Source organism: Frigoribacterium sp. VKM Ac-2836, from assembly GCF_013248995.1.
Lineage (GTDB): Bacteria > Actinomycetota > Actinomycetes > Actinomycetales > Microbacteriaceae > Frigoribacterium.
In genome coordinates, this window is the sequence record NZ_JABRPK010000007.1 from 21,321 (window position 1) to 35,050 (window position 13,730).

Annotated in this window: 14 protein-coding genes; 1 reads left to right on the forward strand and 13 read right to left on the reverse strand. The window is 66.2% G+C overall.

Annotated elements, in window-relative coordinates:
* Positions 1 to 561: 561 nt before the first annotated feature.
* The 7 genes from HRF36_RS15200 to HRF36_RS15230 form a co-directional block, all read right to left on the reverse strand.
* Complete coding sequence (locus HRF36_RS15200) at positions 562 to 1,479, reverse strand: carbohydrate kinase (protein ID WP_173211371.1); 918 nt, start codon at positions 1,477 to 1,479, stop codon at positions 562 to 564.
* Positions 1,476 to 2,573 carry a glycoside hydrolase family 172 protein gene (locus tag HRF36_RS15205; RefSeq protein WP_173211373.1) on the reverse strand — a complete coding sequence of 366 codons (1,098 nt, stop codon included), beginning with the start codon at positions 2,571 to 2,573 and terminating at the stop codon, positions 1,476 to 1,478. The genes HRF36_RS15200 and HRF36_RS15205 overlap by 4 nt, the downstream gene beginning before the upstream one ends.
* Positions 2,574 to 2,617: 44 nt before the next feature.
* Entirely contained in the window at positions 2,618 to 3,526 is a 909-nt protein-coding gene (locus HRF36_RS15210; RefSeq protein WP_173211375.1) for a carbohydrate ABC transporter permease, read from the reverse strand.
* Positions 3,523 to 4,377 (reverse strand): carbohydrate ABC transporter permease, encoded by an 855-nt coding sequence (locus tag HRF36_RS15215; RefSeq protein WP_173211397.1) that lies wholly within the window; start codon positions 4,375 to 4,377, stop codon positions 3,523 to 3,525. Before HRF36_RS15215 ends, HRF36_RS15210 begins: the two co-directional genes overlap by 4 nt.
* Before the next feature lie 145 nt (positions 4,378 to 4,522).
* Positions 4,523 to 5,842: an ABC transporter substrate-binding protein gene (locus HRF36_RS15220; RefSeq protein WP_173211377.1), complete on the reverse strand. Its 1,320-nt coding sequence runs from the start codon at positions 5,840 to 5,842 to the stop codon at positions 4,523 to 4,525.
* A 141-nt stretch (positions 5,843 to 5,983) separates the two neighbouring features.
* Positions 5,984 to 7,027 (reverse strand): LacI family DNA-binding transcriptional regulator, encoded by a 1,044-nt coding sequence (locus HRF36_RS15225; protein ID WP_173211379.1) that lies wholly within the window; start codon positions 7,025 to 7,027, stop codon positions 5,984 to 5,986.
* 340 nt (positions 7,028 to 7,367) lie between these two features.
* Positions 7,368 to 8,219 (reverse strand): alpha/beta fold hydrolase, encoded by an 852-nt coding sequence (locus tag HRF36_RS15230; protein WP_173211381.1) that lies wholly within the window; start codon positions 8,217 to 8,219, stop codon positions 7,368 to 7,370.
* 92 nt (positions 8,220 to 8,311) lie between these two features.
* Here HRF36_RS15230 and HRF36_RS15235 point away from each other — a divergent pair, with 92 nt between their 5' ends.
* Positions 8,312 to 8,782 (forward strand): GNAT family N-acetyltransferase, encoded by a 471-nt coding sequence (locus HRF36_RS15235; protein ID WP_173211383.1) that lies wholly within the window; start codon positions 8,312 to 8,314, stop codon positions 8,780 to 8,782.
* Positions 8,783 to 8,830: 48 nt separating this feature from the next.
* Here HRF36_RS15235 and HRF36_RS15240 read toward each other — a convergent pair whose 3' ends face one another.
* The 6 genes from HRF36_RS15240 to HRF36_RS15265 form a co-directional block, all read right to left on the reverse strand.
* Complete coding sequence (locus HRF36_RS15240; protein ID WP_173211385.1) at positions 8,831 to 9,268, reverse strand: GNAT family N-acetyltransferase; 438 nt, start codon at positions 9,266 to 9,268, stop codon at positions 8,831 to 8,833.
* Between the two features lie 68 nt (positions 9,269 to 9,336).
* Positions 9,337 to 10,785, reverse strand: a complete 1,449-nt coding sequence (locus HRF36_RS15245; protein ID WP_173211387.1) for a PepSY domain-containing protein — start codon at positions 10,783 to 10,785, stop codon at positions 9,337 to 9,339.
* A 50-nt stretch (positions 10,786 to 10,835) separates the two neighbouring features.
* Positions 10,836 to 12,071, reverse strand: coding sequence for a Dyp-type peroxidase (locus HRF36_RS15250; protein ID WP_173211389.1), 1,236 nt, complete (start codon positions 12,069 to 12,071; stop codon positions 10,836 to 10,838).
* Positions 12,071 to 12,604: a copper chaperone PCu(A)C gene (locus HRF36_RS15255; RefSeq protein ID WP_173211391.1), complete on the reverse strand. Its 534-nt coding sequence runs from the start codon at positions 12,602 to 12,604 to the stop codon at positions 12,071 to 12,073. Before HRF36_RS15255 ends, HRF36_RS15250 begins: the two co-directional genes overlap by 1 nt.
* Before the next feature lie 41 nt (positions 12,605 to 12,645).
* Complete coding sequence (locus HRF36_RS15260) at positions 12,646 to 13,245, reverse strand: copper resistance CopC family protein (protein WP_173211393.1); 600 nt, start codon at positions 13,243 to 13,245, stop codon at positions 12,646 to 12,648.
* A partial coding sequence (locus HRF36_RS15265) for a cytochrome c oxidase assembly protein (protein WP_173211395.1) occupies positions 13,242 to 13,730 on the reverse strand: 489 nt, incomplete at its 5' end. The genes HRF36_RS15260 and HRF36_RS15265, both read right to left, overlap by 4 nt.

Here is a 13,730-nt window from a genome sequence, read left to right on the forward strand (position 1 = left end):
GGGCCGTCCGATAAGGGATCGATCACCGGTGCTACGGCTCGAGCCGACCTTTTCTTGTGTGCCTCGCCAGGAGCGAACCCGCAGCTACGACTTTCTGTTCGGGTAGCCTCGAAGTCCAGCCACGAACAGGACGAAATAGGGGCCGACCAGCATCAGACCGACCAGCCAAACCGGTAGGCCTCGGGTCGTGATATCCGACCATTCAGGGTTGAAGATAAGCCATGCAGCACCGAATACCCCGAGTCCAAGAGCAAAGACCATCATCCCGATGTTCTGTTTCTGGGTTCGCGATGCTGGTGGCCTTCCCTGGGGCATAGCCCGATCCAGCCATGAGGCACAGGCATGGTGTGCCGATAGGGGATCGGACTACGACGATCCTCTGCGTCTTTGATGTCTGCTGCAACGGCACGTCGAATCACCCAGTAGAGCGCGTAGAGAATCGCGCTCGTGATTGCAACGAAGAGGGCGGCGCTAGACAACGGGTCCATGACCCAACCGTACGAGGTGCCGTGGGCCGTAGTTCGGGAGTTGATCTCACGAGCTGTCCCGATGGACGATCGGTCACCGCCCGGCCAGGAACTCATCGACCTCAGTATGTGTCGGAGGCATGGCCCCTGCCCTCTGCACGGTCAGCGCAGCGCATGCGGCCGCTTGCGTGCCGATGTGCATCAGGGCCTCCGAAGTCAGGGGAGATCGACGCTTCGGCGTCCAGGCGTCGATGAGGCCAGCCATGAAAGCGTCTCCTGCTCCGATGGTGTCGACGACCTCGACGTCGAACGCGGGGACTGCGATTGTCTCCCTGCCGGCACGCAACAGGGCGTCGTCCGCCCCGCACGTTATAGCTACGAGCGATGTCTGGCCCGTCGCTAGTCGCACGACTACCTCCTCCAAGGCCGTACCCGGGAAGAGCCACTCAGCGTCCTCGCCGCTGAGTTTGACGACATCGCACAGGGCTGCGCAGCGGAGAATGAAGGCCGCAGCTGATTCGCTGTCGACGAGAAGAGACGGGCGGACGTTTGGGTCGAAGGTTCGTGCCGTGCTCGCAGGAGAACTGCGTAGGAACGCTTCCACCGTCACCCGACCCGGCGCGAGCACCGCCCCGAGGGAACCTGCGTGAACAAGCGCGGGGTTGCGCCCTGCCTTTGCTGTCGTCTCCTGGCCGAGTGTCCAATTGACGTCAAACTCGTAGGTAGCGGAACCATCCGCAGCCAGGTGCGCTGTCGCAGTCGAGGTGCTCGATGATCGGTCCGACCCGCGGATTGTCGTCACGCCTGACCCGTCGAGGTGCTGGGCAACGAGTTCGCCGTGATCGTCATCACCGAATTCAGTAATGAACGTCGTGTCGTGCCCCAGACGAGCGAGACCCACAGCGACGTTCAGTGGCGAGCCGCCTGGCATCGCACTTGTCCGCCCGTCGCGCTCGACGATGTCGATCAGCGATTCACCGAGCACCACCATGCGCGACGAGATACCGGTCATCGAGGAACACGGCTTGAGGTCTCCGGAAAGCTCGGGAACGGCACATGTGGCTCTGACTGGTACCAGTACGCGACGGTGCTGATGTCGTCGGAGCGTTCGAACAGCCCGTGGTCCCATGTCCCGATCTGTTGAAGCGTCACCTTGAGGTCACTGTGGAACCAGATGGGGTCGGGTAGGTGCCAGCGGTAGACCGCGTGCATCGGCGCGGTCGATTGGAGGAACGTGCCCGCTCCGGTGGTGTCTCGTGAGCTGCAGAACGGATAGCCGAAGTAGGGCGCGCTGAACGTGAGGGGCACGGGTTCTGGTGTCGTCCTGAGCTCGTCCTGGAATGCCCATGCGCCTCCGGCGTAGTCCTCGAGGCCCGTGCTGCAGAGACTTGGTAGGTCGCGGTCGCCATCGACGTAGAACTTCATCTCGCCCTCGCCCCACCAGAATCTGCTGAGGGAGGCGAGCGCCACGTACGTGCCGACATATCGTCCGTGCCCTTGCACACCGTCGAGGACGACGTGGTCCTCACCAAGGGCTGTCGAGCCGTTCGACCGGCGCCAGAGGGCGTGGAAGTAGGGGGTGTCGTCAGGGACGTCGTCGCCGGTGGTCAGGTCGACCTGAAAGAAGACGTGCTCGATGTTGGCGCCGTGCCCACTGGTCAGAGTGAGGCGTGCTCGACGCCGGAAGGGCATGGGGAAATAGCTGTTCATGCCACCAGTTGGCGCTACGACGATGGGCTCCGAGGTGACGAGGGCACGGGTTGCAAAGCCGTTGCAGAAGAAGTCGCCCAGAGGTGCCTCCACCGAGGGTTCTTCTTCGTCGTCCCAGTAAGCACGGAGCACCAGGTCGCGCAGGACGAAAGGACCTGCTTCGGTGCGGTCCGGAACGGTGATCCAGATGTGGCGGATGACACCTGGTCCGGAGATGTCGACGAGGTCGATGGTGCCGCCTGCAGGCAGGGACTTCCAGGCGCTGCCCTTGCGCCCGGGGCCGAGCGGCGAGGAGGCAGCCGCTGCAGTCCCGAAGGACCCGCCGGGGTTCTCCGCGTTGACAGTCCGTGTCCGGACTCCAGCGGGCGGGGCGAGTTCGGTGAGGGTGGGGAGCATGGTGCCTCCAGGGTTCGTGACGAGGTGGTCGTGGTGGGGCGCGGTCACTTCACCGCGCCGGCGGTGACGCCGCGGCTCAGGGTGCGCTGGAAAATGAGGAAGAAGATCAGCGTGGGAAGCAGCGAGAGTAGGGATCCGGCGTTGAGCGCGGTGAGGTCGATGCTGTTCTGTCCCTGCAGGGTGGCGAGGGCGATGGGGATGGTCTGCGCCGACTGATCGGAGAGCAGGACGAGGGGGATGTAGAACTCGTTCCAGGTCCAGACGAAGAAGAACACCACCAGCACGGACAACGTCGGACGGAGGACGGGGAAGACGACCGTGGTGAGGATGCGGAGCCGTCCAGCGCCGTCGAGAGCTGCCGCCTCGAGCAGCGAGGGCGGAATCGTGGCCATGACGCTCGAGAGCAGATAGGTGCCGAACGCGGCCTGGAGCACCGTGAAGACGATGACGACGCTCCAGATCGTGTTAAACAGACCCGTCGCCTGGGCCCCGTAGAAGAGCGGGTAGATCAGAGCTTCCTGGGGGAGCATGGTCGCGAGGAGAAATATCGCGAGCATCCATCCTCGCCCCCTGACGCGGCCGATGCCAATCCCGTAGGCGGTCACCAGGGCAAGGGCTGTCCCAAGGACGGCGACGAGTCCGGAGATGACGATGGAGTTGACGAGCGCGCGGGGGTAGTCGACGATCGCGAGGTATTGCTGGAAGGCCTCGATGCTGAAGCTCTCAGGCAGGGTCAACGGCCCGTTGGCGCTGTAGTCGGCCCCCGTCTTGAACGCGTTGAGGACGAGCAGCAGCAGAGGTGCCAGCATCAGCAGTGCGAACCCTGCGGCCAGGGCCAGTACCACCCAGCGAGCCACGCCGCGGCGACCCCGACGGTGGGGAGTCCGGGAAGGAGGCGCCGCCTCTGTCCCGAGTTCGGGTCGGGTGGTGGTGTCGGACAGGAGCGCACTCATGCGTTTCCTCCTTCTGTGTCGCGGCGCTGCAGCCAGAGCAGCACCCCGGCGGTGGCGAAGATTACGACGGCCATAACGGTAGCGATGGCCGACCCGTACCCGACCTTGGAGAGCTCGAAGAAGTTGCGATACGAGTAGTACGACGGGACAACGGTCGAGCCCTCGGGTCCACCTCCCGTGAGGATGAGGATCGGTGCGAACACCTTGAGGGCACCGACGGTCGCGGTGATGACGACGACGAAGATCTCGGGCCTGATCTGGGGAACGGTGATGGCTGTGAAGCGGCGTCCCCAGCGGGCTCCGTCGAGTGCTGCGGCCTCATAGAGCTCAGGATCGACCCGTTGCAGGGCGGCCATGAAGATGACGACGGGATAGCCGATCTGTAGCCAGACCAGCACGAGCATGACGGCGTAGATGGCGATGTCGGGGTTGCCGAGCCAATCGGGGGGGCTGGTGCCGCCGACGGCGCCGATGACGCTGTTGAGCAGGCCGCCCTGAGTGGCCAGCACCCAACTCCAGATGAACCCGGCCACGGCGATGGGCAGGATCTGTGGCAGGTAATACAGTGCCCTGAGGGTCGCAGCGACGCGGGGCCCGAATTCGCGGCCCAGGTAATCGAAGAGCACCGCGGCCAACAGGAGCCCGATCAAGGTTGGGACGACCACGATGCCGAGGATCATGAAGACGGAGTTCTTGAACGCGAGCCAGAACTGGGCGTCGCCCAGGAGGTCGGCGTAGTTGCCGAGACCGTACCAGCGCATGGGGGCGAGGCCGCCCTTCCACTGGAAGAGGCTGGTCCAGACGTTCATCGCGAAGGGGACGAGCACGATCGCGAGGGTGCCGAGGATCATCGGCACGAGGTACCACCAGTAGGAGTGCTGCCCCAAGCGGGCCAGCTTCCTGGTCGTGGTCGATGTCATGGGTGGATCTCCTGTCCGTCGTGCCCATGGGCGCCGACGATGAGGTGGGACGGGCGCGGAGCACCCGTCCCACGGGTCAGCCCTGGTCGACGGTGGCCTTGCCGTCGTCGTAGAAGTCCTGCAGCTTCTCGAGGTACCCGTCAGCGGTCTCATTGCCGTTGGACATGGCCGACATGTTGTTCTGCATGAAGTCGAGGAACCCCGGCACTGGGTAGTCGGGGTAAAAGGCGAGGGTGTCGTCGGCCACGGTCTCGTCGAAACGTTCGGTGTACTCGCGGGTCACAGGATCGGTGATCGACGATGTGTCGCCTGCGAGGGGCAGGCCGCCGAGTTCGCCCATGGCGTTCTGCACCTCGTCGCTGAGGGTGATGTCGATCCAGTCGTAGGCGAGGTCTTTGTTGTTCGCCTTCGCGGGCACTCCCCACAGGTGGCCGGACGAGCCCATGGTCATGTTCGCGCCGGGAAGGGTGAACGAGCCCCAGGGGAAGGTTGCTTCGTCCTTGATGCGCGAGAAGACGCCGTTGTTCCAGATGAGCATCCCGGTCTTGCCGCTGAGGAAGTTGACGTTGGCCTGTTCGAAGTTCAGGCCGCCGAGGTTAGTGCCGAGGTAGCCGGCGTCGATCCATTCTTGGAACTTCTCCGTCCCTTCTCTCCAGGGGGCAGCGTCGAAGTCGATGTCGTCTTTCAGGAACATGAAGTCGTCGATCTGGTCGCGGTCAGCGTTGGCTGAGACGAGCGAGTACCAGACCCACATCTGATTGAAGCCCTGGTTGACGGCCGCTGAGGATGAGACGGGCGTGGTGCCGGCACCCTGGAGAGCCTGCATGGCGGCCTCGAATTCCTCCATGGTGGTGGGGACCTGGGTGATGCCCGCCTTGGCGAAGGCGTCCTTGTTGTAGTAGAAGGTCACGTATTCGCCGACGTTCGGGACGCCGTACCAGTTGCCGCTGCCTGCTCTGCCGAGTTCGTCGTACTTGGCGAAGGACTGCATGGATCCGGTGATCTTGTCGTCCCAGCCTCTCTCGGCGACCTGGTCGTCGAGGTCCTGCAGCAGTCCCTGGCTGGCGAGCTGGCCGCCGTCGGCGTTGCCCTTGTTGAACTCCACGACGTCGGGGACGTCGTTGCCGGAGAGGACGAGCTTCGCGTTCTTGCGGAAGGCATCGAAGCTCGTCGTCTGGAAGTCGACCTTGACGTCGGGGTGTTTTTCCTTGAATAGGTCGACGGCGAGTTGCCACCCTTGGCCTTGAGCTGTGGTGGGGTCTTCGTACTGGAGGATGGTGAAGGTGTCGTCGTCGCCGCCGGCGGGGCTACAGCCCGCGAGAGTGGCGGCAGCGAGAGAGACGACCGTGGCGGCGGCGAACGTGACGGTTCGGCGGCGGCGTGGGCTGTGGTGCATGATGCAGCTCCTTTGCTGTGGGTGGTGGGGGAAGGTTGCGGCAGGTGGAACGCAGTGGGGCGCTGCCGGGCACGCCTGACATCCGCGTCAGGAAACGCGGGCGGGGCGAGAAATTGTGGGGGACTTAGGAAGGGGAGCAGGTCACGGAGGGTCCAGGGGCGTACTGACTGATGACCTGACGACGAGTGGGCACGCCATGCGGTGGCCCTGTGGGGCCTCGGCGGCTGAGGAATTGTCTTCCACCCGGTCCAGGACACGGTCGACGGCCCATTCGCCCATTCGTGCATGGGGGAGCTGCACGGTCGTCAGTCCGGGGTCGAGGGCGTCTGCGACGAACTCCTGGTTGTCGAAACCCACGATCGAGAGATCGGTGGGGACTTCAAGCCCGAGCTCTCTGGCCACCTGGTAGAAGCCCATGGCGATCTGGTCGCCGAAGCAGAAGACAGCCGTGGGGCGGGAGGAGGTGGGCCGGTTGAGAAGGCGTCTTGCCGGCTCGAGGGCGAACGAAGTCGCGGCGTCGTCGGCGACGACCATCAAGTCGGGGTCCACGGTGATTCCTGCGCCCGTCAAGGACTCGACGTAGCCGCGGGTTCGTAGTTCGTCGGCGATGGGGTAGGCGCGAACGCTGCAGAAGCCGATGCGCCGGTGGCCAGCTCCGATCAGGTGCGTCACTGCGTCTCGGGCACCGTGCTCCTCGTCTGGCACGACCCAGTCGGCTCCGGATGTGGTGTCCTCGGGGCGCCCGTCGAGCAGGACGACTGGTGTCGTCGCGGGTACTGGAGGAAGGTCGACTGTCCGGTGGAAGGTCGAAGCGAAGATGAGCCCGTCGACGTTGCGTTGAAGCAGCGACTGCACTGCAGGGGTCTGGAGGTCAGCGTCGCCTCCGGTGTCGATGAGCATGAGGATGTAACCTCTTTGCCACGCGGCGGCCTGAGCCCCGCCGAGCATGTGACTCGAGAACGGCACGCTGGCGACACGGTCGGAGACGAGTCCGATCGTGCGTGTCTGCTTCGACTTTAGTGATCGGGCCAGCTGGTTCGGGACGTAGCCGAAGCTGTTCGCCAGGTCACGGATCTCTGTAGCGACGGCTGCGTTGACTCGACCAGCGTCCCTGTTGTTTAGGACGAGTGAGACGGAAGAAACGGAGACGCCCACCTGGGAGGCGATGTCTTTCATCCTCAGCATGCCGCTCCTTCGGGTCGATCGACTGATCCGGGGGGTCAATCGATTGATGCGACGGTAGATCCGTCAAACGGTTTGACGCAAAGAACCAACAAAAAAACTGCAGACCAATGAGTGAACCGATCCTTAAGCACGGCGAAGGGCCATCTGGAACCCCTTGATCCAGCGGTTCCCACTGGTGGACGTGCTGAACTGCGACGTCTCGACGAGGATTGGGGGCGGAGATCGCCGAAGTCGTCGAACCAGATTCACGACGACCAAGACCGTGCCCGCAGCCATGGTGAACCGTCCCTTACCCATCGCCCGTTAGACGATTGCCTATCGAGACGCTGCTGCGTCCGATTCAGAGTGTGAAGAAGGCGTGGAGCGCGGCGCTGATCTGGGCGGGGCCGCCGCTGTTCCATGGGCCGTCGTGGCCGAGTCTGTCGAATTCCGTGTGCCGCGAGTCGGGGATGATGCCGGCGAGGTCGCGGATCGCGGTGCGGAGGAATGTCGGGCTCGCGGTTCCGCTGAGTAGCAGGACTGCACAGTCGATGCTCGCGTGGTCCTGGATGTGGCCGTCGCGTTCGGTGACGTCGTGGAAGTCGTAGCGGACGCCCGGGAGGAGGTCGCGGAGCGATGACGCCGGACCGGGCTGGCGGGACTGGATCGCGAGGATGACACGGCCCAGGACGCGGGCGACGAGCCGCGGGGCTCGCGCAATGAGCGCAGGTGCGGTCCCAGCGATGACGAGCGCATCGATGAGTGCAGCACCGGCCTGTCCGCGCTCAATTTCGACGTTGAGTCGGCGGATGCCGTCCCGGTCGATGCCGTCGCGGTAGAACGGGGGCTCGTAGACAGCGAGCTGTTCCACGTTGGGCAGGGTGCGTGCGGCTTCCAGGGCGATGACAGCGCCGGAGCTGAGTCCGAAGAGCTTCGTCGCGCCGGTCGCGGTCATGACCGCGTCGAGGTCCTCGATGTCGCGGGTGATGGTGTGGTCGGCGGTATACGGGCGCGGGCTGATACCGCGGCCGCGTCGTTCGGCGGTGATGACGGTGAACGAGGAGGACAGGGCGAGGGCGAGGTCTCGGTAGGCGTGGACGTCGGCCATCGCGCCCTGCACCAGGACGATGCCTGGTCCGGTGCCCTGGCGGAGGTAGCCGATCGAGGTGCCGTCCCGAGACTCCACATGCTCAGTGACGATGCTGAAATCCATGGCGTCAGCATGGCATCGACCACAACAGTGGCAGCGCCAGCAATGCCGCCTCGTCCGCTGACGGGTCGTGCTTCGGTCGCTACCGTGAACGAATGACAGTCACGCTGATCATCCTGTCGTCCGACGACTGGAGAGTCTGGCGCTCCTTGAGGCTTGCGGCGCTGGCTGAGGCCCCGGAGGCTTTCGGCTCTCGGTTGGCTGATTGGGTCGATGCTGATGAGGGCCGGTGGCGCGAGCGCCTCTCTATCCCCGGGGCGATCGACCTCGTAGCCCTCGACTCGGGAACGGGCAGTCCGATCGGCATGGTTACCGGAACGCCGTCAGCACGGCCCGGTGCTGGCGCAGAACTCATCTCCCTGTGGGTGGACCCCGCCGCACGAGGACGAGGAGTGGCGACCCTGCTCATCGACGCCGTGGCAACGTGGGCAGCAGCCACGGGGGCACCGCGCCTCGAGTTGTCGGTCATGGCCCAGAACGAGTCCGCCCGGCGCACCTACGAGAGGAACGGATTCGCCGTCGCAGCCGGCTCCAGGGATGAGCTCACGATGACACGGGCTCTCTGACGGCGGCAGCCGCCTGGCACGCCCGCTTCCCGCCCGATAGGGGATCGTCTACCAGACACATAGAGCGGGCATGACGAGGTGCATCCCGGTCCGCTGGGGGGCGACGTCGGTGAAGCCTCGTTGCTCGTAGAAGTGCCTGCCCGGTGGGTCCGCGGTCAGGGTCACGTAGGCCTCCGGAGGCGCGTGCTCGGTGATGTGGGCGAGGAGCGCGTCGAGGATCGCGCCACCGACACCCCGGCCTTGGTGGCCAGGGAGGGTGGCCATGTCGGCGATGAGGAAATACCAGGCACCGTCGCCGACGATACGCCCCATCCCGACGGCCTCTCCTGCGGCGTCGACGACGTGCCGGAAGGTCCACGAACCGGTCAGAGCGCCAGCGCCCTGCGCCTCGCTCTTAGGCGAGAGGCCGCTCTCGAGTCGCAGCCGCAGGTAGTCGGTTAGGGGTGGTGGTCCATCCAGGAGGCGGTAGTCACGGTGCAGGGGCATGCGTTGAGTCTTCCGGACGAGCCAGCACGGGACGGGCACCTCGAAAGGCGTGCCTGTCCCGCAAGCTCCTATCGGCTTGTGGAGCGTGATCGTGTCGCGGTGACGATGGCGTCGACCACGACAAACCCGATCAGGGAGATTCCGAGTAGCGGCAGGAACCACCCGATGCCGGCGGCGACCACGATCACTGCGGTGGTGCCCCACCAGGGTGCCCGGGCGAGGGCGCCGGCGGCGGCGGGCTTCCCGACCAGCGCTCCCGGGCGGGTGGGGCGACGTTTCCACCACATCAGGTACCCGAAGACGACCATCGTCGCGATCCCGAGGGCGGTGATGACGAGGACGATCTGGTTGGCGATGCCGAACTGCTGGCCCATGTGGGTGTCGATGCCCCAGCGGGTGAGTTTCGCGGCGAGGTTGAAGTCCTTGAAGTCGGTGCGGTCGACCACTTCGAGAGTGTCCCCGTTGATGGCGACGGAGTCGACCTCGGTGGGGTAGCTGCGCTGGATCTCCTGCACGACCCAGGCGGTGTCGGCCGTGGTCGGCGGGGTGATCTGCACCAGCCCGGTGTTCACGTTGACGCTCCGAGCAACGCCGAGGACCTCGTCGAACGTCGTCGGCTCGATCACGGGTGCTGCTGCATCATCGGTCGCGGGTGCAGCACTTCCGTGCCCGGCGTGACCGGCGTGGTCGCCGGTCACGGTGGGGCCCGCGGTCTCAGTCAAGGCAGGGTCGACTGCGGGGGTGCCCCAATCGAGTGCAGCACGGAGCTTGTCGACGTTGGCGCCGCCGTAGGTCGACCACGTGATCCCCGTCGCCGAGAGGAACAGGGCCCCGACAAGCAGCCAGATCCCGGTGGAGGCGTGCCAGGAGAAGATCCGCCGGTACCCGGTGACCTTGTTGTTGGGGCGCACCATGTCGCGCCGGGCACGGCGGGCCTTCCGGTACCGGAGGACCCAGAGGGCTGCGCCAGCAAGGACCACGACACCGAGCCAGGACGCTGCGAGTTCGGAGTAGAGCCGCCCGGCGTCGCCGAGGTGGAGGTTGCGGTGCAGGTGGTCGACCCAGGTGCGGATGGGGAGGGCGTCGGAGGTGCCGTAGGTGGTGAGGTCGCCGCGGATCTCGGCGGTGCCGGGGTCCACGAACACCGACCGGGTCTCGCTCTCGCCGAGCCCTGTCCCGGTGAACATGACCCGGGTCGTGTCGCCGGGCTCCGGGGCAGGACGGACGGCGACGAGGGTGTCGTCGCCCGCGTACGCCTCAGCCGCTTCGACCTGCTCCGCGAGGGGGAGCGTTGTCGTGGTGACGGGGGCGTGCAGCTCACGGTCGTAGACGACCTGCTCGATCTGCGGGGTGACGGCGTACGCGGCGCCGCTGAGGGCGGCGATGAGGATGAACGGGCCGACGAGGATGCCGGCGTAGAAATGCAGCCGCAGGAGCAACTGCCCCAGCCACCCCTTCGAGGTGTTCGGGCGAGGGGTGTCAGAGGCCGGGGTGGGGCGCTGCAGGGTCTCGGTCATGGTGTCTTTCGTGGCTCGTAAAGGAGGCGGTGCGGTGACGGGTGGGAGGGTCAGAAGAGGGTGTCGCCGATGTAGCCGCTGCTGGTGCAGCCGGGCGGCATGGCGAACACTGCCGACCCGACCGGGGTGATCCACTCGTTCAGCAGGTCCAGGTCGCTCAGGCGTTGTTGCAGGGGGACGAACTGGGTGGTGACGTCGGCTTGGTAGGACACGAACAGCAGCCCCGAGTTCGACACCGACGACCCCGGGGTGGGGGCGTCGTCGTAGTTGTAGGCGCGGCGGAAGATGCGCTCGTCGGGGTTGTCCGACCGGGCCCGGCGCATGTGGGAGAACTCCGGGATCACCGGGAACCCGATCGGGGTCTTCGCCTCGAAGTCCGCCTCGTCGTGCTCGTTCACCCCGGTCAGCGGCGCCCCGTTCGACAAGGTCCGGCCGACGGATTGCTCGCGGCCTGACCGGTCGAGCTTGTCCCACTTGTCGAGGTCCATCGAGATGCGGCGGAGCACGAACCCGGTGCCGCCTGCCATCCAGGCTTGACCGGTGTTTCGCCAGACGAGCTGATCGAAGTCCGTCGTGCCGGGTTCGAGGTTGACGGTCCCGTCGACTTGGCCGAAGAGGTTCCGCATGGTGGTGCCCTTCAGCTCTGACCCGGAGGCACGCCGGAACCCGGTCTGGGTCCAGCGGAGGGTGGCGAAGGAGCGGGTGTCCTTCAGCAGCATCCGGGCGGCGTGGGCGACGGTCATCGGGTCGTCCGCGGCGATGTGCATCAGCAGGTCGCCGTCGCCGTAGGCCGGGTCGAGCCGGTCGACACTGAACGCCGGCAGCGGCCCCAGCCACGACGGAACCGCCCCCGCACCGGCAGCCCTGGTGACGAGGCCGGGCCCGAACCCGAACGTCACCGTCAGGCGTGCGGGGACGTAGGCCAGCTCGGGTTCGCTGTCGGCGAGGGCTGCGTCTCCCTGGCTGAGGCGGGCGGCGTCGTCGGTGAGGACCTGCATCATCCGCCGCAGGGCCGCCGCATCCGTTCCCGGGAGCAGGTCAAGGGCGTAGTAGACGGCGTGGGCTTGGGGGGCTGTGTTGATGCCGGCTTGGTGGGTGCCGTAGAACGGGATTGTCTTGGCACCGGAGAGCTTCGCGTCGGCCGTCTCGGCGGTCGAGGTGGTGCCTCGGGCTGTGTAGCTGAGGCCGATGGCGCCGGCGGCGCCGAGGCCGGCGGCCGCCCCTCCGAAGAGGAGGTGCCGCCGGCTGACACCGCGAGGAGTGTTTTCAGGGGTGGGGTCGGTCATTACTCGCCCATGTCCATCTCGGACATTTCGTCGCCCTCGTAGGTCTCGTTCGCACCCGAGTAGTCCTTCGCCGGAGCGGTGAACTCGTACGTCGACCCGTCGGTGAGGGTCAGGGTGAAGCCGACTTCGTCACCGGCGGCGACGGGCGCGTCGAGGCCCAGCATCATCAGGTGGTTGGCGCCGGGGCTGAGCTCGTAGGAGCCGCCAGCGGGGATGACGAACCCGCCCTTTTTCTCCTGCATCACCATCTCACCGGCGTCGTTCGCGACGGTCTCGTGCAGCTCCATCATCGGGGAGGCGTCGGACTCGGCCTTGACGATGGTGACGTCCTGGTTGGAGTCGTTCTCGAGCGTCCCGAAGGCTGCGGACATGCCACGGTCGGCGGCCTTGACCCAGGCGTCGTCGATCGACAGCGATGCCGCTTCGGTGCTGGTGTCGGCTTCGGCGGTGTCCTGGCTGGCGGCGCTGCACCCGGTGAGGGCGAGCAGGAGGACGGCGGAAGCGGCGAGGCCGGTGGTGGTGAGGGTGCGCATGGTGATCCTTTTCTGTAGGTGATGGTGGTGGGTCGGGGAAGTCATGAGGTGCGGCGGCTGCGGAACCAGAGGACGCCGCCGAAGACGGCGAGCCCGGCGACGGCTCCGAGGAGCCCGATCACGACGGTGGAGGACACCGTGCTGGGCGTCGCCGTCGCACCGGTCGCGGTGTCTTCGTCAGGACCGGCCGCAGCGGGGTCGGCAGTCGCCTCAGCGTCTGTGCTGGTGTCGGTGGTGAGGGTGGCGGTGCCGACGGCGAAGTCGTAGACACCGGAGATCGGGTGGCCGTCGCTCGATACGACCCGCCACCGCACCTGGTAGATCCCGTCGGGCATGCCGGGCTTGATTGCCTGGGTGGCGTTGGGGCCGTCGAGGGCGACGGGGCCGTCGGCCCAGTCTTTGTCGGTGTCGTCCATCACGAGCACGACGGCGCCGACTTCGATGAGGGAGTCGGTGTAGACCATCGACACCTCCGCCGGCGCGGTGTCGACGTGACCGTCCTCGCTGGGGGAGGTCGAGATGATCTGATCGTGCGCCTGCACAGGCGTCGCGACACCGACTGCCGCGCCGATGGCGAGGAGGACCGCGGCGAACACGGCACCGGCGGTCCGGGTGAGGGTGGGGGAGGTGGTGAGGGTCACGACTCTTTCCGGGGGGTGTCGGTGCCGTTCAGGCGGGCGAGCTGGTCGTTGTAGGCGCGCAGGGTCGCGTCGTCGTCGCGGTCGGCCTTGCGGTCGTACCGTTTCGCGGCGCGCTCCTCAGACCTCGACCACTGGCGGACGACCATCAGGGCGACGAGGACGACGGGCAGTTCGCCGGTGCCCCAGGCGATGCCGCCGCCGGTGACCTGGTCGGCGAGGAGGGCGGTGTCGTTGGTGGCGTCGAGGGCGTGCCACCAGTCGAGGGCGAGGACTTCGGTACCGGACATGATCGCCAGGCCGAAGAAGGCGTGGAACGCCATCGTGGCCAGCAGGATGATCAGCCGCATCGGGTACGGGGGCCGCTTCGGACCGGGGTCGATGCCGATGAGGACGAAGAAGAACAGGTAACCGCTGATCAAGAAGTGCACCGTCATCAGCAGGTGCCCCTGGTGGGTCTCGAGCGACCACCGGAACCAGCCGGTGTA